Raw genomic sequence first — 23,694 nt, 5'->3', positions numbered from 1 at the left:
CATCACAGGAGACAACACCATGCTGTTGAAGGACAAGATCGTCATCGTATCCGGCATCGGCCCCGGGCTGGGCGTCAAGCTCGCCGTGGAGGCGGCGCGCGAAGGCGCCCGCGCCGTTGCCATCGCCGCGCGCACCGCGGCGAAACTGGACGACGCCCAGGCCCGCATTGACGCACTGGGCGCCGACTGCGAAGTGCTCAAGGTGGTGACCGACATCACCGACCGGGCCCAGTCCCGGCACCTGGCTGGCGAGACCATGCGCCGCTTCGGCCGCATCGACGCGCTGGTCAACAGCGCCTTCCAGCACGGCAACTTCCCCGAGCCGGTGGCAGCGGCCGACCTGGACGTCTGGCGCCAGGTGTTCGACACCAACGTGTTCGGCACCATGACGCTGACGCAGGAAGTGGCGGCGCTGATGAAGCCGCAGGGCGGCGGCGCCATTGTCATGATCAACACCCAGGCCACGCGCAAGCCGATGCCCGGCGAATCCGGCTACGCGGCGTCCAAGGGCGCGCTGGCGGTGGCGGTCAAGTACCTGGCGCGCGAACTGGGCCCGCATGGCATCCGCGCCAACAGCATCTTCATGGGCTGGATGTGGGGCGAGCCGGTGCAGGGCTATGTGCGTCACGCCGCGGCCGAGCAGGGCGTGAGCGAGGACACCGTGATCGCGCCGGTGGCCGCGCAGATTGCGCTGGGCCGCATGCCGACCGACGACGACTGCGCGCGCGCGGCGCTGTTTCTCGTGTCAGACTACGCCAGGGCCATCACCGGCGCTTCGCTCGATGCCAACGGCGGCGATTTCATGCCCTGAGTCCACACCACCGCAAGCCTGCCATGACACGCTACTTTGCCTTCAACGGCGATGCCGACGGCCTGTGCGCCCTGCAGCAACTGCGCCTGGCGCATGCCGGCGACGCCACGCTGGTCACCGGCGTCAAGCGCGATATCCGGCTGCTCGAGCGTATCGACGCCGGGCCGGGCGACACCGTGACCGCGCTGGACATCTCGCTAGAGCAGAACCGCGATGGCCTGATGCGGCTGCTCGGGGCCGGTGCGCGGGTGGACTACTTCGACCACCACCATGCCGGCGAACTGCCCGGACATGCCGGCCTGCGCGCGCATATCGACGAGGGGCCGGAGGTCTGCACCAGCATTTTGGTCGACCGCTACCTGGATGGCTGCCACCGGCGCTGGGCGATCACCGCCGCGTTTGGCGACAACCTGGGCGGTGTGGCGCGCGCGCTGGCGGCGCAGGCGGGGTTGGGCGAGTGCGAAACCGCGGTGCTGGAACAGCTGGGCACCTGCCTGAACTACAACGCCTATGGCGAGTGCGTGGCGGACCTGCATTTCGATCCCGCCGAGCTGGCGCGGCACATGCTGCCGTTTGCCGACCCGCTGGCCTTCGCCGCGCAATGCGGAGCCTATGCGGTGCTGTGCGACGGCTATGAGGACGACATGGCCCGCGCGCGCTGCCTGGCACCCGCGCACGAGGTGCCCGGCGCCGCGCTGCTGGTGCTGCCTGACGCGCCGTGGGCGCGGCGCGCGATCGGCGTGCTGGCCAATGAACTGGTGCGCGGCCGGCCCGGCGACGCCATCGGCCTGCTCTCGCCGAAGTCCGGCGGCGGCTTTGCCGTCAGCGTGCGGGTGCCCGCGCACAGTGCCACCGGGGCGGCCGATTTCTGCCGCGGCTTCGAGACCGGCGGCGGCCGGCGCCTGGCAGGCGGCATCAACCACCTGCCAGACGCCGAAGTGGAGCGCTTCACGCGCAGCTTTGCCGATTGCTTCGGCTGCCGTTCCTGACAGATCAGCACGGCGGCACGAACTCGGTGACCTCCAGGTCGAAGCCGGTGACGGCGCGATACGGCACCGGGTGGCTGAGCAGGCGCAGCTTGTGCGCCCCCACATCGCGCAGGATCTGCGCCCCGACCCCCAGCGCGCGTTGCGCGAAGGCCGGCGCCGGCGAGGCGGCGGCCGGCGCCGCCAGCCGGTCCAGCCGCTGCTGCGGCGATTCGCGCTCATCCAGCAGCACCAGCACCCCGCAACCTTCGGCGCCGATGCGGGCGAGCGAGCGCTCCAGGTTCCACGCGGGCTGGGCCGGCGTGCCGAAGCCCAGCACGTCGCGCTGCATTTCCACTGCCTGCACGCGCGTCAGCACCGGGCGCTGCGGGTCGGGCTGACCCAGCACCAGCGCCAGATGGAGCGCATCGACCGGCGCGTCATGGTAGGCGTGCACGGTGAAGCATCCGTAGGGCGTGGCCAGTTCCGTCGAATGCGTGCGGCGCAGTGCGCTTTCGGTCAGCAGCCGGTGGTGGATCAGCCTGCTGATCGAAACCGCCGGCAGGCCGTGGTGCCGCGCGAAGGCCAGCAGCGCGGGGCCGCGCAGCAGGTCGCCATCGTCATCGAGCAGCATCGCGTAGGCGCCGGCGGCGACGCGCCCGGCCAGCGCCGGCAGGTCGGAGCAGGCCTCGGCAAAGCCCGCGCGGCGCAGCACGCCGTCGTGCTGGGCCACCACCGGGAAGATGTGGCCGGGCTGGACCAGGTCATGCGGCTGCGCGCGCGGGGCCGCCGCCACGCGCAGCGTGAGCGCGCGGTCGGCCGCGGAAATGCCGGTGCTGACGCCGGTGGCCGCTTCGATCGACACCGTGTAGCGCTCGCGCTGGCGGTGGTTCGCGGCCATCGGCGGCAGTTGCAGCAGCGCGCGGCGCGCCTCGGTGATCGCCATGCAGACCAGGCCGCGCGCCTCGGCGGCCATGAAGTTGACATCGGCCTCGCTGGCGCGTTCCGCGGCAACCAGGACGCAGCCGGTGGCTTCGTCGGTCTCGTCCTCGATCACCAGCACACGCTGGCCCGCGGCCAGCGCCGCCAGCACGTCGGCCATCGGCGGCAGGGTGGTGGCGGCGCTCATGCTGCCTCCTGTCGGCCGTTGCCACCAAAGGCCTGGCGCAGCGACGCAGCGGCCGCATCCAGCGCATCGCTGGCGGCATCGATCATCCCCTGCATGCTGATAAAGCCGTGGAACTGGCCGGGCCAGCGGCGCACGGTGGCGCTGCCGCCCGCGCGCTGCAGGGCCTCGCCATAGGCCTCGCCCTGGTCGCGCAGCGGGTCGTATTCCGCGGTGATGATGGTGGCCGGCGGCAGGCCGTGCAGCTCGCGCTGGTGCAGCGGGCTGGCGCGCACATCGGCGGCGTCGGCGGGGTTGGCCAGGTACTGGGCGCGATACCAGTCCAGTTCCGCGGCGCCGAGGAAGTAGCCCTGCGCGCATGCGCGGTAGCTGGCGCTGGCGGCCGCGGCGTCGCTGCAGTCCAGGTAGGGGTAGAGCAGCAGCTGGTGCCGCAGCGCGATGCCGCTGCCGCGCAACTGCTGGCAGGCCACGGCGGCAAGGTTGCCGCCGGCACTGTCGCCGGCCACGGCCAGGCGGGCCGGGTCGGCGCCCAGTTGCGCCGCATGCGCGGCGGCCCAGCGCACTGCCGCGACGGCGTCGTCGGCGGCGGCGGGGAAGCGTGCCTCCGGCGCGAGCCGGTAGTCGACCGACAGCACCAGCGCGCCGCTGCGGCGCGCCAGGCCGCGGCAGATGTTGTCGTGCGAATCGAGGCCGCAGAGCACAAAGCCGCCGCCATGGAAATAAACCACGAGCGGCAGTGCCGTGCTGTCGTTGGGCCGGTACAGGCGGGCCTGCAGCGGGCCTGCGGCGCCATCGATGGTGAAGTCTTGCTGCGCGGCGATGGTGTCGCCGGGCGCGAACGCGGGCATGGCCGCCAGCGCGGCGCGGTAGTCGGCGGCGCGCAGGGTGGAAAAGTCGGGGCTGGGCATGGCGGCCATGGCTTCAAGCACGGCGCGGGCCTGGGGATCGAGCGGCATGGGGTCTCCTGGATTGCAGTGGGGAAATCAGTGTCAGAGCGCGAACGCCGGCGGGGTGCCGGCGGCAATGCCTTGCGCGCGCGCCAGCGCCGCATGCACGGCCTGCTCGTGCGGCAGGATCCAGAACCGGCCGGCCGCGACCCCGTCCAGGATGTAGCGCGCGACCGCGTCCGGCGTCATGCCGGCGGCAATGCCGCTGCGCAGCGCGCCGTTCATCTGGTCCACCTCCTGCGGCCCGCCGCCGTCCATGCCGGCCGCGATGCCGGTGGCCACCGGACCGGGGCAGACCACGGACACGCCCAGCGGCAGGCCCGCAGCTTGCAGCTCCAGCGCGAGCCCTTCGCTGAGCGCCACCACGGCTTGCTTGGACAGCGTGTAGGGGGCCAGCCAAGGCCCCACGGCCAGGCCGGCCATCGAGGCCACGTTGACGATATGGCCCGCGCCTTGCGCCGCCATGCGCGGCACGAAGCAGCGCAGAGCGTGCAGCACGCTCCACAGGTTGACGCGCATCACATGGTCGAACACCTCCGGCGGCAGCTCCCAGCAGCGGCCGGTGGCGAGCACGCCGGCGTTGTTGACCAGCAGGTCGACACGGCCCAGGCGCAGGAAGCTTTCCTCGCACAGGTGCTCGATCTGCCGCACGTCGCAGACATCGGTGGGCACGGCGATGACGTTTGCCCCCTGGCCGGCAAGCGCCGCGCGCGCCGCCTCTAGTGCCTTGGCGTCGATATCGGCCAGCGCCAGCGCATAGCCTTGCGCGGCCAGGGCCTGCGCGAGCGCGCGGCCGATGCCGCTGGCCGCTCCAGTGATCACTGCGGCCTGCTGCCGCGGGTTTGCCGCCATGGTCGTGGTTCTCCGTGAAAAGAAGGCGGCGGGGATCGCCGCGCATGGCTGACTTGTAGCGGCAGCGCGGCGGCACGGCATCGTCTGTTTGGGTAGGACAGGGGGGCATCACACGGCGTGTAGGGGTTTGCCCTTGAACGGCCCGGATGGGTCTGTCCTTAGTCTGTTTGGAGTATGTGTTCGGCCCGCCGGCGCGTGAGGATTGGCCTGTCCCGCAGGACTAGTCCGGCCAGCGTGTGCCGCCGGTCTTGCCTAGGGCAAACCATGAAGGCGGGGGCAAGCCGCGACCCCTACGCCGTCCCTATAATCAGGGCACAAAAAGGGCCACAGAGCCCGTAGCAGGCCAGCGCCGACCCGGCAAGTCCGAAGCGCTGCGCACGCCACAATGGAGACAGAGGAAATGCTGATGGAGGTTAGCCAGAACCAGGCGACCGCACACCTGTTCGCGCAGGCAACGGTGTCGCTGTCGGAGTTCAGCACTTTGCTGGGCAATATCTACCAGGGCCCGATGGAGCAGGTGCCCTGGGGCAAGGCACTGGAACAGATCCGCCGCCAGCTCAATGCCAACTATGTCACGCTGATCCTGCGCTCGCCGGCCACGGACCGTCCCGGGCTGATGGTCAACGCGTCCGAGCATGGCTCGACCTTGCCGGGCGAGATCTCCTACAACAACTACTACTACGCGCTCGACCCCTTCATCGGCCTGCCGTCGGACCGGGTGGTGACCATCGATGAACACCTGGGGCCCGGCGCCTGGTGCCAGAGCGAGCTCTACCAGCAGTTCCTCAAGGACATCGGCATCCGCTATATCCTGGGCGCGGACCTGCGTACCGATGACGGCGTCGAATGCCGCTTCCGCGTGTGCCGCGAGCATGACGGCCGCGACTTCTCCGCCGCCGACAAGGCGCTGTGCACCGCGCTGCTGCCGCACCTGAAGCGCGCGGTGGACCTGCACTCGCGCATCGACGTGGTTGAATCCGAGCGCACCGTGTATGCCAGCGCCATTGACCGCATGCTGGTCGGGATGGTGATCCTGGACGAGTCCGGCGCCATCATCAAGACCAATGCCGCCGCCGATGAAATCCTTGGCGCCAAGGATGGCATCCGCGTTGCCAAAGGCGGGCTGGACGTGGAATACGGCCAGGAGAACCGCAAGTTCCAGCGCCTGCTGCGCCAGGCCATGATGGGCCACCTCGGCACCACGCCGGCGCTGATGGAAGCGATGTCGATCACGCGCCCGTCCGGCAGCGCCAGGCTGGGCGTCCTGATCCGCACCATCCCGCTCAGCGAGTGGTCCGAGGACAACCGCAAGCGCCCCGCCTGCGTGGTGTTCATCCGCGACCCGGAGCGGCGCTCGCAGGCCTCGCACGAGGTGGTGCGCCAGCTCTTTGACTTCACCCCGGCGGAGACGCAGCTGGCGCTGCAGCTGGCCAACGGGCTCACGCTCGATGAGGCCGCGGACGAGCTCGGCATCAGCAAGAACACGGCGCGCGCGCACCTGCGGGCGATCTTCTCCAAGACCGGCGTGACCCGGCAGGCCACGCTGGTCCGCATGCTGCTGAGCAGCGTGATTTCTCTCGGCTAATCCACGTCAGGGCTTTGCGCTGAGCACCAGCGCAAAGCCTTCCGGTGTTTCCAGCACCGCGCGCGTCTCATGCGGCCCCTGCGCCGCGGGCAGCGTCACGCTGGCACCGGCATCCACCAGCCGTGCCATCGCCGCGGCGATATCGTCACCCTCATCCACCCTGAAGGCCAGCGCGGGCTGGTCCACCAGGCGTTCCTCGCCGGCCACCAGCGCCAGAGTCAGCGCGCCCGCGTCGAGCGCGCAATAGCGGTTTCCGTCGCGAAACTTCACCGGTAGTCCGAGTCCTTCCGTGAAGAACGGCAGCGCGGTGTCGATGTCCGCGACGGGGTAAAGCAGCAGCCTGGCTTGCATGATGTCCTGATCCTCCTGGTGAAAGCGGGCGTGATGCCCGTGGCCAATGATAGGGATGCTCCATGTCCTGCTCATAATCCAATCAGACGATGTTGCAACGCCTTGCGCCGACCACACTGCGATCACACAGGCCGCTTCGGGCCGGTGGCGCGGCAACCGGCGGCGCCCCGGCGGCGGTCCTGAACCATCAATGCCAGAGAAGGGGACTGCAATGCGTTTTTCACTGATCTATGAAGCCCAGACCGTCGATGCCTCGCGTGCCGGCGACCACCAGGTGTTCGATGAAATCATGGAACAGGTGGTGCTGGCCGAGGACATGGGCTTTGACGTGGTCTGGGCGGTCGAGCACACCGCACTGACCAACTATGCGCACATGAGCGCACCGGAGACCTTCCTGGCCTTCGTTGCCGGACGCACGCAGCGCATCGGCATCGGCCACGGCGTAGTGTGCCTGCCGCCGGCGATGAACCATCCGGTCAAGGTGGCCGAGCGCATCGCCACGCTGGACATCCTGTCCGGCGGCCGCGTGCACTTCGGCGTGGGCAAGGGCGGCACCCAGCAGGAGGCCGGCACCTTCGGCTACGACCTGAACAGCCTGCACCCGATGATCGACGAGTCGATGTACCTGATCCCGAAGATCCTGACGCAGGACGAGATCGAGCACGACGGCGAGTTCATCAAGATCCCGCGCCGTCCGATCCACCCCAAGCCGCGCCAGGACCCGCACCCGCTGATGTACCTGGCCTGCACCAATGCCGACACGCTGCAGCGTGCGGGCGCGCGCGGCATGGGCGCGCTGGTGCTCGGCTTCGGCGGTCCCGAGGATGTCGCCAAGAAGAACGAGATCTACCGCGCGGCCTGGGAAAGCCGCAAGCCCGATGACCAGGTTGGCTTCCGCCCGCACCAGCACCTGGCTGCGCTGTGCCCGACCATCGTGCTGGACGACGGCGTGGCCGCGCGCAAGATCGGCATCAAGGGCCAGCGCTACTTCATGGAGTCGCTGTCGTACTGGTATGCGGGCGGCGAGCGCCCCGATCCTTCGAAGTGGGACGACGAGCATGTCACCGCCACTGACGCGCAGGGCAAGGCCGTCATCAACACGAATTTCGCTTCCGAGAAGGTCTCGGTGGATTTCAGCGACCCGGCGATGATGATGCTCAACCCGAACCATGCCTACGGCACGGTGGAGGACTGCATCGGCTACGTGCAGCGCCTGATCGATTCCGGCGCCGACGAGATCCTGTTCATTTGCCAGATGGGCACGGTGCCGCAGTGGGCGCAGCTGGAGACTATCCGCAATATCGGTGAGCACGTGATCCCGCATTTCCGCAAGCAGGGACGGAAGCTGCGCGCGCTGGCCTGATCGGTGCTACGCAAGCCTGCCGGTGTGCTCCCTCTCCCGCTTGCGGGAGAGGGAGCACACCGTCGGGATTGGGAGACGCATCGCCAATGGATGGCGAGCCTGTTTCCCGCAAGGCTAGTCCCAACAGACGATGGCACCCCGCCCCACCGGTGCAAACATCGATGCCAGCCACAAAACCAGGCAACAAGGAGACCGCGGTGCATCACGACAACAATCCCAAGGAACTGGCGGCACGGCTGATCGCGCGTGCCGAGCAGATGATTCCGGTGCTGGCCGAGCGCGCCGCGCAGGCCGAGGCCGAAGCGCGCATTCCCGCCGAGACCATTGCCGACATGCAGGCCGCGGGCTTCTTCAAGGTGCTGCAGCCCCGCCGCCACGGTGGCTACGAGCTCGATCCGCAGACCTTTTTCCGCATCCAGATGGCACTGGCCAAGGGCTGCATGTCGACGGCCTGGGTCTATGGCGTGGTCGGCGTGCACAACTGGCAGCTGGCGCTGTTCGACCAGCGCGCGCAGCAGGAAGTGTGGGGCAGCGATCCGGCCACGCTGATCGCCTCGACCTATATGCCGGTGGGCAAGGTCACGCCGGTTGAAGGCGGCTATCGCTTCTCCGGCCACTGGAAGTTCTCCAGCGGCAGCGAGCTGTGCGACTGGATCTTCCTGGGCGGGCTGGTGCCGCCGGCCGAGCCGGGCGGCGCCTATGACTACCGCACCTTCCTGCTGCCGCGCTCCGACTACAAGATCGTGCGCAACTGGGATGTGCTGGGCCTGCGCGCGACCGGCAGCCACGATATCGTGGTCGAGGACGTGTTCGTGCCCGATTACCGAACCCACCGCGCCGTCGATGGCGCCATGGGCACCAGCCCGGGGCTGGCGGTCAATGACGCGCCGCTGTACCGGCTGCCGTTCGCGCAGATCTTCGTGCGCGCGGTGTGCACCGCCTGCATCGGGGCGCTGGAAGGCACGCTCGATGACTTTGTCGCCTATGCCGATGGCCGCGTCAGCAGCAACGGTGGCGGCAAGACCGCGGAAGACGGCGGCGCGCAGATGGCTTGCGCCAACGCGCAGGTCGCCATCGACGAGATGCGGACCATCCTTGAGCGCAATTTCGACGAGCTGCTGACCGTTGCGCGTGGAGGCGGCCAGGTGCAGACCCCGCGCCGCCTGCATTTCCGCTACCAGTCCGCGCAAGTGGCCGAGCGCTGCGCGCAGCTGGCCAACGGCCTGCTGCGCTATGCCGGCGGCAACGGCATCTACCGCAGCAACCCGATGGTGCGCCGTTTCCTCGACCTGCATGCGGCCCGCGCCCACTACGCCAACAACCTGGACCGCTTCGGCCAGAACCTGGGCGGCGTGATGATGGGCCGCGCCAACACTGACTTCTTCATCTGAGCCGCGCGCCGGCACGGAGATTCAATATGAGCCAGAGCAGAGCGCGCATGCAGCCCAGCGAGTTTGACGTGGTGGTGGTCGGCTCGGGCGCCGGCGGCATGCTGGCCGCCTGCCGCGCCGCGGACCGCGGACTGTCGGTGGTGGTGCTGGAAAAGAGCAGCCAGTACGGCGGCACCTCGGCGGTGTCCGGCGGCGGCATCTGGATTCCGCTCAACCACCATATCGCGCCGGCAGGCGGGCGCGACGACTACGCCACGGCGTTGGAATACATACTGGCGTGCGCCGGCGAGCACGGTGATCCGCAGCGCGTGCGCGCCTATCTTGAGCAGGCGCCCCGCATGCTCCAGTACCTGGAGCAGCAGGCCGGCGTGCGCTACTACACGCTGCCGCGCTACGCGGACTACTTCCAGAAGGTTCCGGGCGCGATGCCGGGTTACCGCGCGCTCGACCCGATGCCGTTCGACGGCGCGCAGCTGCGCGAGGAATTCTCGCGGCTGCGGCCGCCGTCGCCGGGCACGCTGGTGGGCGGGCGCGTGGCCGTGACCTCGGCCGAGGCGCATGCGCTGCTGTGCCGCGCCCCCGGCTGGCTGGGCCTGGCGGTGCGCCAGTTTGCCCGCTACTGGCTCGACCTGGGCTGGCGCCGCAAGACCCGGCGCGACCGCCGGCTCACGCTCGGCAACAGCCTGGTCGGCGGCCTGCGGCGGGCCATGATGGACCGCGCGATCCCGCTGTGGCTCGATACCGCGCTGCAGGACCTGATCGTCGAGGACGGTACCGTCCGCGGCGTGCGCGCGGTGCAGGACGGGCGCGTGGTGGAGATCCGCGCGCTGCGCGGCGTGATCCTGGCCGCCGGCGGCTTCGAGCGCAACCAGGCCATGCGCGAACAGTACCTGCCGCAACCGACCCAGGCCGCCTGGAGCGCGACGCCGCCCAACAACACCGGCGACGGCATCCGCGCCGCCCAGGCAGCCGGTGCCGGCGTGGCGCTGATGTCCCACGTCTGGGGCGCACCCACCGTGCATGTGCAGGGCGAGGAAAAGCAGCGCGCGCTCTTTATCGAGCGCGCCATGCCCGGCTGCCTGGTGGTGAACGGGCAGGGCCGGCGCTTCGTCAACGAGGCCGCGCCGTATTCCGAGTTCGTGCCCGCCATGTACCGCGACCACGAGAAGACCGGCAGCAGCGTGCCGGCGTGGATGGTGTTCGACGCCACCTTCCGCCACAAATACCCGTGCGGGCCGATCCTGCCCGGCTCGGTCATGCCGGACCGCAGCATTCCGGCAAGCCTGTCCGGCATCCTGGTGCGCGCCGACTCGCTGGCGCAGCTGGCGCAGCGGATCGGCGTCGATGCCGGCGGCCTGGCTGACAGCGTGGCCCGCATGAACCGCTACGCGGCCACCGGCGTGGACGAGGAGTTCGGCAAGGGCGACAACCTGTTCGATACCTACTACAGCGACCCGGCTGTGCAGCCCAACCCGTGCCTGGCGCCAATCGGCAAGGCGCCGTTCTACGCCGTGCGGCTCGATGCCGGCGACATCGGCACCAAGGGCGGCCTGGTGACGGACGCCAGCGCGCGCGTGCTGCGCGACGACGGCACCGCCATTGCCGGGCTGTTCGCCATCGGCAATACCAGTGCCTCGATGATGGGCACCAGTTATCCCGGCGCGGGCTCCACCCTGGGCCCGGCCATGACCTTCGGCTTTATCGCTGCCGACGTGCTCTCCCAGAACGCGCGCCAGCCTGCCGCCGCGCCCCATGCTCAAACCGTACAGGAGGCCTTATGAGCGCCAGTCAAGACAACAGCGCCGAACCCGGCACCGCGCTGCGCGAAGACATGCTGATGGCGATGCGCCGCATGGCGCGCTCGGTGGCGGTGATCAGCTGCCGCCATGGCGAGCGCCGCTATTCGATGTCCGTGACCGCGGTCGATTCGCTGTCCGCGGACCCGCCTTCGCTGCTGATCTGCATTAACCGCAATTCGTCGATCTACCCGCCGCTGGACGCCGGCGCGGACTTCTGCATCAACCTGCTGGCAGCCGACCACCGCGATATCGCGGTGGACTGCAGCGGCCGGCTCAAGGGCGAGGAACGCTTCACCAGTGGCGAGTGGGAGGACGACCTGCTCGGCGTGCCGTGCCTGCGCGACGCCCAGGCGAACCTGGTGTGCCAGCAGGATGGCCGCTTCGACTATGGCACGCACGCGGTCTTCATCGGGCGCCTGCGCGAGGTAAAGCTGGCCGGCGAGGTGTCACCGCTGGTCTATGTCGACGGTGCCTATACCACGTCCGCGCCGCTTGGCGCACTGTGTTCGGCCTAAGCCGGGAGTGCAAGCCAGCATGTACCCTTCGCCCGATTCCGCCACGCCGGTCCACGCGCCGCTGCGCCTGGACGATCCGGACGCACACCCGTGGCAGGCCGCCTGCGATGCCGTGGTTGTGGGCTTCGGCGCTGCCGGGGCCTGTGCCGCGCTGGAAGCCACGCATGGCGGCGCGCGCGTGATCGTTGCGGAACGCTTCGAAGGCGGGGGCGCCAGCGCCAAGAGCGGCGGGGTGGTCTACGCCGGCGGCGGCACGCCCTACCAGTCCGCCGCGGGCTATGCCGATACACCGCAGTCGATGGCGGACTACCTGCGCCAGGAGACGGGCGGGGTCGTCAGCGATGCCACGCTGCAGGCGTTCTGCCAGCGCAGCCGCGAGATGATCGGCTGGCTGGAAGGCCTGGGCGTGCGCTTTGCCGCCACCGTGCCGCCGCGCAAGACCTCATATCCGGCGCAGCCCTACTACCTCTACTACTCCGGCAACGAAGCGGTTGCCGCCTACGCGCAGCATGCCGCGCCCGCGCCGCGCGGCCACCGCGTGAAGGGCCCCGGGATGTCCGGCCGCACGCTGTATGGCGCGCTGCGCGCCGCCGTGCAGACCCGGCCGGAGGTGACGGTGATGCGCCAGACCGCGGCACGGCGGCTGATTCTCGACAAGGACGGCGCGGTCGTCGGCATCGAGCTGTGGCAGCTGCCGCCGGGACGCCACCAGAAGCGCCACGCCCGCCTGGCGCGCCTGGCCGAGCGCCTGCACAACGCAGCGCCTGCGCTGGCCGACCTGCTGCGCGAGCGCGTGCTGCAACTGGAACTGCGCCATGCGCGCCCGGTCGCGGTGCGCACCGGCGCGGTGGTGCTGGCCACCGGGGGCTTTATCTTCAACCGCGCCATGGTGGCGCGCCACGCCGGCAAGTACCTGCAGACCTGGCGCCTTGGCGCGACCGGGTGCGACGGCAGCGGCATCCGCCTCGGCGAGTCGGCGGGCGCGACCACGCGGCACCTGGAGCGGGTCTCGGCATGGCGCTTCATCAATCCGCCGTTCGACTGGGCGCGCGGCTGCGTGGTCGATGCGCAGGGCGCGCGCATCGGCAACGAGGAAACCTACGGCGCCACCCTTGGCCACGCCATCTGCGAACGGCACGGCGGGCGGGCCTGGCTGGTCCTGAACCGCGAACTGGCGCGCGCCGCCCTGCGCGAATGCCTGGGCGGCCGGCTGTGGGCCTTCCAGGCCTTGCCCGCGGCGCTGCTGATGCTGGCGGGGGCGCGGCGCGCCGCCAGCCTCGAAGCGCTTGCCAGCAAGCTGGGCATGCCCGGCGCGGCGCTGCGGGCCACCGTCGACGCTTATAACGCCGCGGCCCGCGGCGAGATCCCCGATCCGGCCGGCAAGTCGGCGCCCATGTGCGCGTCGCTCGAAACCGGGCCGTGGCTTGCCATCGACATCTCTGCCAACAGCCGCGTCTTTCCGTGTCCGGCCATCACGCTGGGCGGCTTGTCGGTGGAAGAGTCCAGCGGCCGTGTACTGGCTGCCGCCGGCGGGGCGCCCATTCCAGGGCTCTACGCCGTGGGCCGCACTGCCGTCGGCATCGCATCCAACCATTACGTAAGCGGCCTGTCGCTTGCCGACTGCATCTGGTCGGGGCGCAACGCGGGCCGCCACCTGACACGACAGCCTGCCGGCGACCGGCAGGCACACACCAACGAGGAGACTACCCATGAGCCAACGTACTGAAGGAAAGATCGCCATCGTCACCGGGGCCGCCAGCGGCGTCGGCAAGGAAGACGCACTGCTGCTGGCGCGCGAAGGCGCGCGCGTGGTGCTGACCGACCTCAACGAGGAAGCGGGCCATGCGCTGGCGCGCGAGATCGGCGAGACCGCGCTGTTCGTGCCGCATGACATCGCCAGCGAAGCCGGCTGGCAGCAGGTGATGGCGCGCACCGAAAAGCAATTCGGCGCGCCCAGCGTGCTGGTCAACAATGCCGCCATCCTGATGCTGGGCTCGGTCGAGGACGCCACGCTGGAGCAATGGCAGCGCGTGATGCGCATCAATGCCGACGGCTACTTCCTCGGCTGCAAGTACGGCGTGGCCGCGATGAAGGCGGGCGGCGGCAGCATCGTCAATATGTCGTCGGTGGCGGCGCTGGGCGGCATGGGCGCGTTCTGCGCCTACAGCGCGAGCAAGGGCGCGGTGGCCGCGCTCACGCGCGCCGTGGCGGGGCACTGCAAGCAGAGCGGCTACCGGATCCGCTGCAACTCGATCCACCCGGACGGCATCCTCACGCCGATGACCGCGGCCTTCCTGCCAGGCGGTGCCACGGCCCTGCCGGAGGAGGTGGGCGGCGCCGAGCCGATGCAGCGTATGTGCCATCCGCGCGACGTGGCCAACCTGGTGCTGTTCCTGGCCTCCGACGAATCGCGCTTCATCAACGGTGCGGAACTGCGCATCGACAACGCGCAGACCATCATGGGCGTGGCCTGACCCCGCCCCGAGCAAAAGAAGGACATCATGGCGCCAGTGCAATTCCACCGGCTGCAGATCGCCGAAGTCGTCACGGAAACGGACCAGGCGCATTCGCTGGTATTCGCGCTGCCGGACGGCCTGCGCGATGCGTTTGCCTACCGTCCCGGGCAGTTCCTGACCCTGCGCGTGCCCGTGGACGGCGTGCCGCTGCAGCGCTGCTATTCGCTGTCGAGCACGCCTGAGGTGGACAACGCCCTACGCGTGACGATCAAGCGCGTGCAGAGCGGGCGCGTGTCCAACTGGATCTGCGACCACCTGGGCGCGGGCGATACGGTCGAGGTGATGCCGCCCGCCGGCATGTTCACTCCGTCCGCGCTGCATGGCGATTTCCTGCTGCTGGCCGGCGGCAGCGGCATCACGCCGGTGCTGTCGATCGCCAAGGCGGCGCTGCGCCACGGGCGCGGCGCGGTCACGCTGGTCTATGCCAACCGCGACGAACGCTCCATCATCTTCCGCGAGGCGCTTGCCGAACTGGCGCGCAGCCACCCTGGCCGGCTACGCGTGATCCACTGGCTCGACAGCGTGCAGGGGCCGCCGACGCAGCGCCAGATCGAGGAACTGGTGCGGCCGTGGAGCGTGGCGCAGTGCTTTGTCTGCGGGCCCGGCCCGTTCATGGACGGCGCCCAGGCCGCGCTGCAGGCCCTGGGGGTGCCGCGCGGGCAGCTGCACGTGGAGCGCTTCGTGTCCTTGCCCGACGTGCCGGCGGCAAAGGCGCCGGCAAGCGGGGCCCCTGGCGCGGGGGACACCGCCCCGGCATCCCCCGTGGCCGCGATGCGCGGTGCCGCACTGACCGTGCAGCTCGACGGCGAGACCCACCACGTCGGCGTGGCGCCGGACGAAACCGTGCTCGACGCGCTGCAGCGCGCCGGCGTGGCCGCGCCCAGTTCCTGCCGCGCCGGGCTGTGCGGCGCCTGCATGTGCCAGGTGACGCAGGGAGATGTGACGCTCGGCGATAACCATGTGCTCGACCGCGCCGACCTGGAGGCGGGCTGGACCCTGGCTTGCCAGGCCCGCCCGTCCAGCGGCGAAATCCACCTGAAGTTCCCGGATTGACATGACCCCATCTGACATCATCGACGCCATTGCGGCACCGGCCGGCCTCGACCTCGATCTCGCCGCCGCCAACGACGACATTGCCGCGACCATTCCCGAGCTGGTTCGGCGCGCGGCCAGGCGCCATGGCGAGCGCATCGCCATCCAGGAAGACGGGCTGCGCCTCACCTACGCCGCGCTCGACGCCAGCCGGATACAGGCGGCCCGGGCGCTGATGGCGCTGGGCGTGCAGCCCGGCGACCGCGTTGCTGTCTGGGCGCCGAACTTCTCCGAATGGATCATCGCGGCGCTGGCCACGCACAGCATAGGCGCGGCGCTGGTGCCGCTCAACACGCGCATGAAGGGGGCCGAGGCCGGTGCCGTGCTGGCCGACAGCGGCGCGCGCCTGCTGTTCTGCGTCGACGCCTTCCTCGGCGAAAGCTATCCGCAGATGCTGGCCCCGCACCGCCCCGCCACGCTGGAGCGGCTGGTGATCCTGCGCCCCGGGCAGGGCCTGGCGCCCGGCCCCGACGAGCTGGCCTGGGAAGCCTTCCTCGCGCTGGCGCCCCAGGCGGACATGGCGGCGTTCGCCAAGCGCGAGGCCGGCGTGCGCGGCGACACGCTGATGGACATCATGTTCACCTCGGGCACCACCGGGCGTCCCAAGGGCGTGATGACCGCCCACGCGCAGAACCTGCGCGCCATCGACGGCTGGGCCGCCATCACCGGGGTGCGGCCGGGCGACCGCTACCTGATCGTCAATCCGTTCTTCCATACCTTCGGCTACAAGGCCGGATGGCTTGCCGCGCTGTCGCGCGGGGCCACGGTGCTGCCCCACCTGGTGTTCGACGCCGAGGCCGTGATGACGCGCGTGGAGAACGAACGCATCACGGTGCTGCCCGGGCCGCCGACGCTCTACCAGACCCTGCTCAACGCCCCGCGCCTGCGTGAGTTCGACCTGTCATCGCTGCGCGTCGCGGTGACCGGCGCCTCGGCGATCGCGCCTGCGCTGATCCAGCGCATGCGCGACGAACTGGGCTTCGATACCATCATCACCGGCTACGGCCTGACCGAGTCGTGCGGCTTTGCCACGCTGACCCGCGCCGGCGACGACGCCGAAACCGTCGCCGCCACCTCCGGCCGCGCCATGCCGGGCATCGAGATCCGCTGCATCGATGCGCAGGGGCAGCCGGCCGCCACCGGCGAGCCCGGCGAGGTGCTGGTGCGGGGCTACAACGTGATGCAGGGCTACTTCGGCCTGCCCGAAGCCATCGCCGAAGCCATCGACAGCGATGGCTGGCTGCACACTGGCGATGTCGGCACGCTCGATGCGCGCGGCTACCTGCGCATCACCGACCGCATCAAGGACATGTTTATCGTGGGCGGCTTCAACTGCTACCCGGCGGAGGTGGAGAAGCTGCTGGTGGCCCACCCGGCCGTGGCCCAGGTGGCGGTGGTGGGCATGCCGCACGAGCGGCTGGGCGAAGTGGGGCGTGCCTACGTGGTGCTGCGCCACGGCGCCCGCGTGGACGCCGAAACCCTGATCGCCTGGGCGCGCCGGCACATGGCCAACTACAAGGTGCCGCGCGAGGTGCTGTTCGTGACGTCGCTGCCGGTCAGTGCCGCGGGCAAGGTGCTGAAGTACCAGTTGCGCGAAGCCTGATGAACAAGGAACCGACCATGACCGACATCGCCGCCATTGCCGGCCGCCTTGCGCGGCTGGAAGCCGCGGATGCGATCCGCGCGCTCAAGCTGCGCTACCTGCGCGCTTGCGATGACAAGGATCCGGAAGCCATGCGGGCCTGCTTTGTCGCCGACGGCGCGCATATCCACTGTTGGTTGATGGGGGGTGGGTGATTCGGGATACGGCTTTTACGACTGGGGTGTTGTTGCAGGGGTAATTTTCGTATGTCGGGCTCTGGCATTGTGGTCGGTTGGCGTGCTTGGCTGGCGTGGGCTGTTTCGCCGGCGTAGCCGGCGACCTACTTTCTGTCCGAGCGACAGAAAGTAGGCAAAGAGCGCGTCGCCTGGGCGGCTGGCCATAAATTGCACGGTGTTGGTCATATGGCGGCGGTGCTTGCTATTTGGGCGTGGTTGCCCGTTCGACCCAGCTACGCTCCCTGTCTGGTGCCTACGTCAACGAACTATTGGACGAACCCGACTTTAGTCTATTGGCAGCCTGCTAATCAGGTTATCGGTGGGACGCCTTCGGCTGCGCTGCGCGCACTCAGTATCGCAGGTCAAGTGCCCAGGCACGGAGTGCATCGCTGCGCTCGCACGGCGCTGTGGTGAATGATGCCGGGCCAAAAGCGCAAATCAGGGAGTAGCCGTTCGTTCTGCCACGTTAGGGCCGGCGCGAAGCGCAGCCGAAGGCGTCCCACCGACGCGGTGGTTAGCAGGCTGCCAACCGCCTAAAGTCGGGTTCGTCCAATAGTCCGTGGACGGAGGCACCGGACAGGGTGCGTAGCAGGGTCGAACCACCAACCCCATCGAACGGAAATCACCGCCGCTCGAATCACCAACCCCGTGGAATGGATGGCCAGCCGCCCAGGCGACGCGTTTCTTGCCTACTTCTTGTCGCTTGGACAAGAAGTAGGTCGCCGGCTACGCCGGCGAAACAGCCCACGCCAGCCAAGCACGCCAACCGACCGCAGTGCCAGAGCCCAGAGCCCAGAGCCCAGAGCCCAGAGCCCAGAGCCCAGAGCCCAGAGCCCAGAGCCCAGAGCCCAGAGCCCAATCCATTCCCCCCTCCTACTCCACAATCGCCGGATGCACCCCCGGCGGCCCACCAAGCGCCTGCCGGTACGACGGCGGCTGCACGCCCTCCGCATCCACGATGCCATAAGCCAGCGCTGCCTCGGCGCTGATCAGCACCCGCCCGGATGTCTCCATCAGCGCGGGATCGCGATACAGCGCGTCGATGATGCGTCCTGTGAACTCAGGCGTCTCTGCAACCGGCGCGAAGGCCGCGTACTTGTCCGGATGCGTTTCCCATACCCGCAGCGTGCGCGCGGTGCGCAGTGGACCCATCCACAGCGACACCGCAGCAACACCGTATGGCCGCAGGTCCACCGCCATGTCGTGCGCGAACTTGTCGATGCCCGCCTTCTGCGCGCCGTAGGCCGGACCGTGCATATAGCAGTTGGCGCCAAATGACGAGGTGAACACGATCAGCCCGCGGCCCTGCGCGGCCATGATGGGCGCGGCATGCCAGCTGGCCACGTAGCCTGAGCGCAGGCCCACGTCGAGGATGCCGGCCATCTCCAGCGGTTTCTGCCAGAACGGCCCCGGCAGGATCAGCTCGTCATGCAGGAAGGTGGCGTTGTTGACCAGGATGTCGAGCCGTCCGGCTTCCTCGCGCACCCGGCGGAACAGCGCCGCCACCTGCGCATCGTCGCCGTGGTCGCAGGCCACCGCGATACCGCGCCCGCCGAGCGCATCGACCTGACGCGCAGTGGCGTGGATGGTGCCCGGCAGCGGCGCGCTGCCTTCCTGCTCGGTGCGGCCGGTGACATACACGGTGGCACCGGCGGCGCCCAGTGCCAGCGCGATCCCCCGGCCGGCGCCGCGCGATGCCCCGGTCACCACGGCGACGCAGGGTTGTCCTGAAGCCTTCATGTCTCTCTCCTTGGTGGAAGGATGGTCAGGCTTCAAGCGTGCGGTGCGCGCGGGGGCGGCACATCACTCGTTCGGACTAGAGGTACCGCCATGGTGGCCAGACCCCTCTCCTCACTGTCAAAGCAAGTCGGAGTTCACCTTGGGTACATGCGGTGCGAGGCTCAGTAGCCGGTTCGCCTGCACGCAGACGAAGTCAGATATCTGTTGCACGAGCGCTCGCTCATCATCCGTATACACGGCGTTCCTGGCTTGTTCGGGCGCATGCTGCAACGCCAGCTTTGCCAAGCGCGTCATCTCACGCGCGAGAAGCACTGGGCGAATGTTGGCGCGCTTGGCGAAGTCGGCGAGGGCGAACGGTGTCAGTTCGTCGATAAGAAAGACATCGCCATATGCCATTGCCATGTCTGGAATGAAGGCATTGCCATAGACGTTGACTGCCACCAAGTCATAGATTGGCGCGGGCGCCAGCCCGCCGGGCTTCACGAAAAATGAAATATTCTTGCCGTGCGCGTCGCTGTTGCCCAGCAGCAACTGCAGGATTGCCCACCGCAACATGAATTGCTGCGTGACTACGGGCGTCTCCAGATGCGGTGTCAAGGAGAAGAGCTTCTCGAAGCTGGCCCCATCCCGAATATTTGCCACGTCCCGTGTATGCCCAAGATTGCGCTCATATTTGTACGTATGGGGCAGGTCCAGGGCTTGGCAACCATCAATGACATGCAAGCGCCGTACGGACTGGGCTCGGTCGGGAAACTCCGGGTCCGGGGTCACGATACGGTCGAAGCGCTCGATCAGGAGAACCGGCGCCGGAATCCGGCGAATGGAGACCGGCGCGACCGGCAGCCCCATGCTGGCCGCCAGCGACATGCAATAGTGCTCGTTGGCGACGATGAACTGCGTGAGCGGATTGACGGATTCCGGCTTCAGGATGTGTGTCGAACTGAGCGATCCGTCTACAAGCGAAAAGTTCTCTCCTTCAACCAACACCTGCAGCTTGTCCTGGAAGCCCGCGATCGACAGACGTACCTGGCCATCCCATACAGGGAAGGGGATCGCGGCTCGTTCCTGGATGCGGTGCGCCAGTTCTTCCGGAGAAATCTCCCGGCGCACAGGCTCCAGCAATTCCCGCGAGAGCGCCCCGGGATCCTGCTCCTCCTCGCTGGCGACAAAGCTCAGCGCACCGACCGGCTCTTTCCCGAGTCTGCGAATCAGCGCGTAGATATTGCTTTTTGATACGTGATACAAGCTCGACGCGACTTCCAGCGCATGCCCTTCCGGCAGGAGATTGCCAAGAAATCTCGCGACAGCGCCCGGCACAGGCACTTCACCTGTCACCGGGATATGGGGCGACAGAGAATAAGCCCCATCACGCGCTTGCCAGTCGGGGTGATATGCGAAGGTGTACTGGTCTTGCATGGGCTCGAAGGCAAGCTGGCCAACGGGCTCGCCATGCGCCCAGACATAAAGGACGTGTTGCATCAGGTGCGCTCCGAACGCGACTGAAGTAATGCGGAAAGGGCAGTTCTGGTCTCCGTCTTGTTTGCCACCAGCATCATGAGCCCCAGGCCGTTCAGTACACGGAGGAGCTTGTCAGTACCCACTGGCCCACCGTTTTCCAACTTGGACAGCAGGTCTTTGGAGACGCCGAGAAGGTCCGCAGCATCATCTATGCGCAGTCTGCTACGCGCTCGCTGGTTGCGAACTAGTGCGCCAAGCGCCTCAAGATCGGAGGCTAGTGGCTCTAAGGACTCATCTGGATGGGGAAGGGTGCGCGCCATAATTCCGGGATACCAGGAACAAACGGCGCGGGAATGGCGCGCCGCGATAATTACGACAATAGCGGAATTATAGATCTTCCATTCAGCGTTTATCAATAGTTCCGCTATTTTCGGAACAAAGCATCGAAGAGCCGGCATCGAGGCATTGTTCCGATATTCCAGGAATTATCACTTGGCTCGAGGCAGACGACAACGCCCGGACCACGGCGCGCGCGGCGCCAGCACTTCACTCGACCTGCCCAACCACTGCCGCCACCAAAGCCGCGCCAACTCTCAGCGGACCCGGCCCGCCGCCCCACATCAGCTAGTCCGCCAGGACGATGTGCCTCCAGCCCGCAAGCGAAAGAATCGGTCCCATCGACGGGCTGCGGCAGCGCAGCGGCCCGCTTCGACCCCCACATCGAACCAGAGGAGACCGGCATGTTGGACATTCGTGCGCTTGGCTACATCGTGGTCGAGTCCACCGACATCGGGCAGTGGCGAGACTATGCCGAACAAGTGCTGGGCATGGCCTGTTCCGGCGCCCCCGGCGGTGCGCTGTACGTGAAGATGGATGAGCGCGACTACCGCTACCTGGTGGTGCCGGGCGCGCGCGACCGCTACCTGGCATCGGGCTGGGAGCTGGCCGACGAGCCGGCCTACCGCCATGCGCTCGACACCCTGCGCCAGGCCAACGTGGAAGTCATGCACGCCAGCGCGGCGGAACTGGCGCAGCGCCGCGTGCAGGCCATGGCCTGGTTTGCCGACCCGTCGGGCAACCGCCATGAGATCTCCTGGGGCATGCGCTCGGACTTCCTGCGCTTTGTCTCGCCGGTGGGCGTGCCGCGCTTCATCACGGACCCGATGGGGGCGGGCCATGCGGTCCTGCCCGCGCCGGCCTTCGATGAGACCTATGCCTTCCTGTGCGAGGTGATGGGTTTCGGCCTGTCCGACATCTTCCGCGTGCGCTTTACCAACGACCCGGCCGAACCGGAAAAGCGCATCCACTTCCTGCATTGCGGCAACGCCCGCCACCACAGCCTGGCGATCTTCGAGATGCCGTCGGAAGCCGGCTGCATCCACGTGATGGCCGAGGTCCCGGACATGGCCGAGGTGGGCCGCGCGCTGGACCGCGTGCAGCAGCACGGCGTGAAGCTCTCCGCCACGCTGGGCCAGCACTGCAATGACCGCATGACTTCCTTCTACATGAAGACCCCCGGCGGCTTCGACCTCGAGTTCGGCCACGGCGGCCTGGTGGTGGACTGGAGCCACCACGCGGCTTACGAGGCCACGCGCGTCAGCCTGTGGGGACACGACTTCAGCATCGGATACCGCTAAACACACCATGATCAAGACAATCAACAAGACCATGAGCGCGGCCGACGTGGTCGGCCAGCTCGCCGATGGCATGACCATCGGCATCGGCGGCTGGGGCCCGCGCCGCAAGCCGATGGCGCTGGTGCGCGAGATCCTGCGCTCGCCGCTGAAGGACCTGACCGTGGTCGCCTACGGCGGCCCCGAGGTGGGCATGCTGTGCGCGGCCGGCAAGGTGCGCCGGCTGGTGTTCGGCTTCGTCTCGCTCGACGTGATTCCGCTCGAACCCTACTTCCGCCAGGCGCGCGAGCGCGGCGTGCTGGAGGTGACGGAGCTGGATGAAGGCATGCTGCAGCTGGGCCTGCGCGCGGCGGCCGCGCGCCTGCCGTTCCTGCCGACGCGCGCCGCGCTGGGCACCGACGTGCTGGACCAGAACCCCCAGCTGAAGACGGTGCGCTCGCCCTATGCCGACGGCGAAGTGCTGGTGGCGATGCCGGCGATCGAGCTCGATGCCGCGCTGCTGCACGTAAACGACAGCGATGTGCTCGGCAACACCCGCATCGATGGCCCGGATCCGTTCTTCGATGAATGGTTCGCACGCGCCGCGCACCGCTGCTATGTGAGCTGCGAAACGCTGCACCCGCGCCTTGAGGACGAAGACCTGGCGCGCGCGCGCAACAACGCCTTCGAGCGCTCGCTGGTGAGCGGCGTGGTGCACGTGCCCGGCGGCGCCCATCCCACTTCCTGCGCGCCGGCCTACGGCTGGGACCTGCCCGCGCTGAAGGCGTACTGCGCCAGCGCCGAGGCCGAGGACGGCTTCCGCACCTACCGCGACGAGGTGGTGGGCGCGAGCGAAGCGGCCTACCTGGAGCGCATAGGCGGCCTTGGCCACGTGCATGACCTGCCGCTGCCGGTACTTTGAACCCGCCAACCCAAGGAGCGACCGTGAGCGCCACTTATGAATTCACCCGCGCCGAGCTGATGATTGCCGCCGCCGCCCGCGCATGGCGCGACGACGGCGAGGTGCTGGCCACCGGCATCGGCACCGGCCCGCGCATCGCCGCCGGCCTGGCGCGGCTTGCGCACAACCCGGCCCTGCTGCTGACCGACGGCGAGGCCTACCTGGTGGAAACGCCGGTGCCGCTGGGCCCGCGCGAGCCCGGCTACAAGGTGCGCGCCAGCGGCTGGATGGGCTACTCGCGCGTGTTCGACTGCCTGTGGGGCGGGCGGCGCCACGCGCTGGTGATGCCGACGCAGATCGACCGCTTCGGCCAGGCCAATATCTCCTGCCTGGGCGGCACCCATGCGCAGCCCAAGACCCAGCTGCTGGGCGCGCGCGGCTTTCCCGGCAACAGCATCCACCACGCCAATTCCTTCTTCGTGCCGGCCCACAGCACGCGCGCGTTCGTCGCCGGTGAAGTCGACATGGTCTGCAGCGCCGGCTACAACCCGGCCCGCCAGCTGGAGGGCATGCGCAGCTTCGTTGACCTGCGCGTGATCGTCACCGACCTGTGCGTGATGGATTTCGGGGGGGCTGACCATGCCATCCGCGTGCGCTCGCTGCACCCGGGCGTGAGCTTCGACCAGGTGCAGGCGGCCACGGGCTTCGCGCTGGCGAATACACCCGGCGAGGCCCTGCCGGAGACGGCGCCTCCGACACCGGAAGAGCTGCGGCTGATCGCCCAGCTTGATCCGCACAACCTGCGCGCGGCCATCGTGCGTGGCAATCCTTCCGGACGCGTGTGAGGCCGA

General features: G+C 68.7%; 21 protein-coding genes and 1 pseudogene. 15 read left to right on the top strand and 7 right to left on the bottom strand.

Going from position 1 to position 23,694, the window contains the following annotated elements; translation table 11 throughout:
* The first annotated feature begins 19 nt into the window (after positions 1–19).
* Both RS901_RS31885 and RS901_RS31880 read left to right on the top strand, forming a co-directional pair.
* Positions 20–811: an SDR family oxidoreductase gene (locus RS901_RS31885; protein WP_316154616.1), complete on the top strand. Its 792-nt coding sequence runs from the start codon at positions 20–22 to the stop codon at positions 809–811.
* 23 nt (positions 812–834) lie between these two features.
* Complete coding sequence (locus tag RS901_RS31880; protein ID WP_316154613.1) at positions 835–1,800, top strand: acetyltransferase; 966 nt, start codon at positions 835–837, stop codon at positions 1,798–1,800.
* 4 nt (positions 1,801–1,804) lie between these two features.
* Here the strand turns inward: RS901_RS31880 and RS901_RS31875 are convergent, their stop codons facing one another.
* The 3 genes from RS901_RS31875 to RS901_RS31865 are packed head-to-tail and all read right to left on the bottom strand — an operon-like array spanning position 1,805 to position 4,701.
* The gene (locus tag RS901_RS31875) at positions 1,805–2,905 is read right to left on the bottom strand and encodes a 3,4-dihydroxy-2-butanone-4-phosphate synthase (RefSeq protein ID WP_316154611.1); all 1,101 of its coding nucleotides are present in this window, start codon (positions 2,903–2,905) and stop codon (positions 1,805–1,807) included.
* Positions 2,902–3,858 (bottom strand): alpha/beta hydrolase, encoded by a 957-nt coding sequence (locus RS901_RS31870; RefSeq protein ID WP_316154609.1) that lies wholly within the window; start codon positions 3,856–3,858, stop codon positions 2,902–2,904. The genes RS901_RS31875 and RS901_RS31870 overlap by 4 nt, the downstream gene beginning before the upstream one ends.
* Positions 3,859–3,891: 33 nt before the next feature.
* Positions 3,892–4,701 (bottom strand): SDR family NAD(P)-dependent oxidoreductase, encoded by an 810-nt coding sequence (locus RS901_RS31865; RefSeq protein ID WP_316154607.1) that lies wholly within the window; start codon positions 4,699–4,701, stop codon positions 3,892–3,894.
* A 400-nt stretch (positions 4,702–5,101) separates the two neighbouring features.
* On the opposite strand from RS901_RS31865, the gene RS901_RS31860 reads away from it, so the two are divergent.
* Positions 5,102–6,286, top strand: coding sequence for a helix-turn-helix transcriptional regulator (locus RS901_RS31860; RefSeq protein WP_316154604.1), 1,185 nt, complete (start codon positions 5,102–5,104; stop codon positions 6,284–6,286).
* Positions 6,287–6,292: 6 nt separating this feature from the next.
* Here RS901_RS31860 and RS901_RS31855 read toward each other — a convergent pair whose 3' ends face one another.
* Positions 6,293–6,637 (bottom strand): VOC family protein, encoded by a 345-nt coding sequence (locus RS901_RS31855; protein ID WP_316154602.1) that lies wholly within the window; start codon positions 6,635–6,637, stop codon positions 6,293–6,295.
* A 211-nt stretch (positions 6,638–6,848) separates the two neighbouring features.
* Here RS901_RS31855 and RS901_RS31850 point away from each other — a divergent pair, with 211 nt between their 5' ends.
* The 9 genes and pseudogenes from RS901_RS31850 to RS901_RS31810 form a co-directional block, all read left to right on the top strand.
* Positions 6,849–8,000, top strand: coding sequence for an LLM class flavin-dependent oxidoreductase (locus tag RS901_RS31850; protein ID WP_316154600.1), 1,152 nt, complete (start codon positions 6,849–6,851; stop codon positions 7,998–8,000).
* A 161-nt stretch (positions 8,001–8,161) separates the two neighbouring features.
* Positions 8,162–9,391 carry an acyl-CoA dehydrogenase family protein gene (locus tag RS901_RS31845; protein WP_410054202.1) on the top strand — a complete coding sequence of 410 codons (1,230 nt, stop codon included), beginning with the start codon at positions 8,162–8,164 and terminating at the stop codon, positions 9,389–9,391.
* A 26-nt stretch (positions 9,392–9,417) separates the two neighbouring features.
* Positions 9,418–11,172, top strand: coding sequence for an FAD-dependent oxidoreductase (locus RS901_RS31840; RefSeq protein ID WP_316154598.1), 1,755 nt, complete (start codon positions 9,418–9,420; stop codon positions 11,170–11,172).
* A complete protein-coding gene (locus tag RS901_RS31835) occupies positions 11,169–11,705 on the top strand; it encodes a flavin reductase family protein (RefSeq protein WP_316154596.1) in 537 nt (178 codons plus the stop codon). The genes RS901_RS31840 and RS901_RS31835 overlap by 4 nt, the downstream gene beginning before the upstream one ends.
* Before the next feature lie 19 nt (positions 11,706–11,724).
* Positions 11,725–13,431, top strand: a complete 1,707-nt coding sequence (locus tag RS901_RS31830) for an FAD-binding protein (RefSeq protein ID WP_316154594.1) — start codon at positions 11,725–11,727, stop codon at positions 13,429–13,431.
* Positions 13,415–14,179 carry an SDR family oxidoreductase gene (locus RS901_RS31825; protein ID WP_114133836.1) on the top strand — a complete coding sequence of 255 codons (765 nt, stop codon included), beginning with the start codon at positions 13,415–13,417 and terminating at the stop codon, positions 14,177–14,179. The genes RS901_RS31830 and RS901_RS31825 overlap by 17 nt, the downstream gene beginning before the upstream one ends.
* Before the next feature lie 27 nt (positions 14,180–14,206).
* Entirely contained in the window at positions 14,207–15,274 is a 1,068-nt protein-coding gene (locus RS901_RS31820; protein ID WP_316154590.1) for a ferredoxin--NADP reductase, read from the top strand.
* Position 15,275: 1 nt separating this feature from the next.
* Complete coding sequence (locus RS901_RS31815; protein ID WP_316154588.1) at positions 15,276–16,916, top strand: FadD3 family acyl-CoA ligase; 1,641 nt, start codon at positions 15,276–15,278, stop codon at positions 16,914–16,916.
* Positions 16,916–17,086: pseudogene (locus tag RS901_RS31810) on the top strand (nuclear transport factor 2 family protein); the annotation flags it as partial. The gene RS901_RS31815 and the pseudogene RS901_RS31810, both read left to right, overlap by 1 nt.
* A gap of 918 nt (positions 17,087–18,004) precedes the next feature.
* Here RS901_RS31810 and RS901_RS31805 read toward each other — a convergent pair.
* The 3 genes from RS901_RS31805 to RS901_RS31795 form a co-directional block, all read right to left on the bottom strand.
* Positions 18,005–18,871, bottom strand: a complete 867-nt coding sequence (locus tag RS901_RS31805; protein WP_316154586.1) for an SDR family NAD(P)-dependent oxidoreductase — start codon at positions 18,869–18,871, stop codon at positions 18,005–18,007.
* A gap of 117 nt (positions 18,872–18,988) precedes the next feature.
* Positions 18,989–20,350 carry a HipA domain-containing protein gene (locus tag RS901_RS31800; protein WP_316154585.1) on the bottom strand — a complete coding sequence of 454 codons (1,362 nt, stop codon included), beginning with the start codon at positions 20,348–20,350 and terminating at the stop codon, positions 18,989–18,991.
* Positions 20,350–20,787, bottom strand: coding sequence for a helix-turn-helix domain-containing protein (locus tag RS901_RS31795; protein WP_410054201.1), 438 nt, complete (start codon positions 20,785–20,787; stop codon positions 20,350–20,352). The genes RS901_RS31800 and RS901_RS31795 overlap by 1 nt, the downstream gene beginning before the upstream one ends.
* Positions 20,788–21,069: 282 nt before the next feature.
* Between RS901_RS31795 and RS901_RS31790 the strand changes: the two genes are divergently transcribed.
* Genes RS901_RS31790 through RS901_RS31780 form a run of 3 tightly spaced genes read left to right on the top strand, consistent with a single transcriptional unit; the run spans position 21,070 to position 23,688 of the window.
* Entirely contained in the window at positions 21,070–21,966 is an 897-nt protein-coding gene (locus RS901_RS31790) for a VOC family protein (protein WP_316154584.1), read from the top strand.
* Between the two features lie 7 nt (positions 21,967–21,973).
* Entirely contained in the window at positions 21,974–22,864 is an 891-nt protein-coding gene (locus tag RS901_RS31785) for a CoA transferase subunit A (RefSeq protein WP_316154583.1), read from the top strand.
* 23 nt (positions 22,865–22,887) lie between these two features.
* A complete protein-coding gene (locus RS901_RS31780) occupies positions 22,888–23,688 on the top strand; it encodes a ketoacid CoA transferase (protein WP_316154581.1) in 801 nt (266 codons plus the stop codon).
* Positions 23,689–23,694 lie beyond the last annotated feature (6 nt).

Origin of the sequence: Cupriavidus sp. BIC8F (assembly GCF_032465815.1) — a bacterium.
Taxonomy (GTDB): Bacteria; Pseudomonadota; Gammaproteobacteria; order Burkholderiales; family Burkholderiaceae; genus Cupriavidus; species Cupriavidus necator.
This window is presented reverse-complemented; position numbering and strand designations above follow the sequence as displayed.

Coding starts and splice junctions, on each gene's coding strand:
- RS901_RS31885 (WP_316154616.1), top strand. CDS start 20: ATGCTGTTGAAGGACAAGATCGTCATCGTATCCGGCATCGGCCCCGGG.
- RS901_RS31880 (WP_316154613.1), top strand. CDS start 835: ATGACACGCTACTTTGCCTTCAACGGCGATGCCGACGGCCTGTGCGCC.
- RS901_RS31875 (WP_316154611.1), bottom strand. CDS start 2,905: ATGAGCGCCGCCACCACCCTGCCGCCGATGGCCGACGTGCTGGCGGCG.
- RS901_RS31870 (WP_316154609.1), bottom strand. CDS start 3,858: ATGCCGCTCGATCCCCAGGCCCGCGCCGTGCTTGAAGCCATGGCCGCC.
- RS901_RS31865 (WP_316154607.1), bottom strand. CDS start 4,701: ATGGCGGCAAACCCGCGGCAGCAGGCCGCAGTGATCACTGGAGCGGCC.
- RS901_RS31860 (WP_316154604.1), top strand. CDS start 5,102: ATGCTGATGGAGGTTAGCCAGAACCAGGCGACCGCACACCTGTTCGCG.
- RS901_RS31855 (WP_316154602.1), bottom strand. CDS start 6,637: ATGCAAGCCAGGCTGCTGCTTTACCCCGTCGCGGACATCGACACCGCG.
- RS901_RS31850 (WP_316154600.1), top strand. CDS start 6,849: ATGCGTTTTTCACTGATCTATGAAGCCCAGACCGTCGATGCCTCGCGT.
- RS901_RS31845 (WP_410054202.1), top strand. CDS start 8,162: ATGCCAGCCACAAAACCAGGCAACAAGGAGACCGCGGTGCATCACGAC.
- RS901_RS31840 (WP_316154598.1), top strand. CDS start 9,418: ATGAGCCAGAGCAGAGCGCGCATGCAGCCCAGCGAGTTTGACGTGGTG.
- RS901_RS31835 (WP_316154596.1), top strand. CDS start 11,169: ATGAGCGCCAGTCAAGACAACAGCGCCGAACCCGGCACCGCGCTGCGC.
- RS901_RS31830 (WP_316154594.1), top strand. CDS start 11,725: ATGTACCCTTCGCCCGATTCCGCCACGCCGGTCCACGCGCCGCTGCGC.
- RS901_RS31825 (WP_114133836.1), top strand. CDS start 13,415: ATGAGCCAACGTACTGAAGGAAAGATCGCCATCGTCACCGGGGCCGCC.
- RS901_RS31820 (WP_316154590.1), top strand. CDS start 14,207: ATGGCGCCAGTGCAATTCCACCGGCTGCAGATCGCCGAAGTCGTCACG.
- RS901_RS31815 (WP_316154588.1), top strand. CDS start 15,276: ATGACCCCATCTGACATCATCGACGCCATTGCGGCACCGGCCGGCCTC.
- RS901_RS31805 (WP_316154586.1), bottom strand. CDS start 18,871: ATGAAGGCTTCAGGACAACCCTGCGTCGCCGTGGTGACCGGGGCATCG.
- RS901_RS31800 (WP_316154585.1), bottom strand. CDS start 20,350: ATGCAACACGTCCTTTATGTCTGGGCGCATGGCGAGCCCGTTGGCCAG.
- RS901_RS31795 (WP_410054201.1), bottom strand. CDS start 20,787: ATGCCGGCTCTTCGATGCTTTGTTCCGAAAATAGCGGAACTATTGATA.
- RS901_RS31790 (WP_316154584.1), top strand. CDS start 21,070: ATGTTGGACATTCGTGCGCTTGGCTACATCGTGGTCGAGTCCACCGAC.
- RS901_RS31785 (WP_316154583.1), top strand. CDS start 21,974: ATGATCAAGACAATCAACAAGACCATGAGCGCGGCCGACGTGGTCGGC.